This window comes from Peptoniphilus sp. oral taxon 836 str. F0141 (assembly GCF_000179335.1).
Taxonomy (GTDB): domain Bacteria; phylum Bacillota; class Clostridia; order Tissierellales; family Peptoniphilaceae; genus Peptoniphilus_A; species Peptoniphilus_A lacrimalis.
This window is the reverse complement of record NZ_AEAA01000011.1, coordinates 1-925: the sequence shown is the minus strand read 5'-3', so window position 1 is coordinate 925 and position 925 is coordinate 1. Positions and strand designations below refer to the sequence as shown.

General features: G+C 32.5%; 1 protein-coding gene and 1 pseudogene. Both read left to right on the top strand.

All coding sequences use genetic code 11. The annotated features are described in order from the left end of the window. Positions 1–252, top strand: a pseudogene (locus tag HMPREF9131_RS00275) (HylD family protein); the annotation flags it as partial. 1 nt (position 253) lies between these two features. After that, a partial coding sequence (locus tag HMPREF9131_RS00270; protein ID WP_009344717.1) for an ABC transporter ATP-binding protein occupies positions 254–925 on the top strand: 672 nt, incomplete at its 3' end.

Genomic DNA, 925 nt, shown 5'->3' with positions numbered 1-925 from the left:
AGAGATGGAAAAGATTATGTTTTGGCATTAAAAAAAGATGGAAATAATACCTACAGGATTGCAAATGTAGAGGTAAAAAAAGGACTTGAAAATGACTTTGAATGTGCAATAAAAGGCAAGGACTTAAAAAGGGATATGAAAGTTCTTTCTAATACTCAAGGATATGGAGAGGGACAAATAATTAATATATCAGAGAAGGCTGAAAACGAAGAAGAAAATAAAGAAAATTTAGAAAATAAAAATGGAGAATAGGATGACTAAACTTATTGAAATGAAAGAAATTAAAAAATCTTTCAATATAGGCAAAGAAAATGAGCTTGAAATTCTTCATGGCATAAATTTACAAGTAAATGCTGGGGAATTTGTATCAATAGTCGGTCAATCTGGTTCAGGAAAATCTACTTTAATGAATATAATAGGTCTTTTAGATAGGCAGACTACTGGTCTATATTCCCTAAATGGTGTGGACATAAAATCATTAAATGATGTAGAACTTTCTTCATATAGATCAAAGAAAATTGGTTTTGTATTTCAAAATTTCAATCTGATTCCAAGATCAAATGCCCTTAAAAATGTAGAACTCCCCATGCTTTATGCTAAAGTTTCAAGAAAAGAAAGAGAAGAAAGAGCAAAAATACTTTTGGAAGCCGTGGATATGAAAGAGAGAATGAGTCATGCACCATCAGAACTTTCAGGAGGACAGAAGCAAAGAGTAGCTATAGCTAGAGCCATGGCAAATGATCCGGATATTATTCTTGCAGATGAACCTACAGGTGCTTTAGATTCTGAAACAGGTAGACAGGTAATGGATTTATTTCACAAACTAAATGAAGAGGAAAAAAGAACTATAGTTGTAATAACTCATGATTTGGAACTTGCTGAGGAAGCCGACAGAATTTATAGGATGAAAGACGGAATGTTGGAG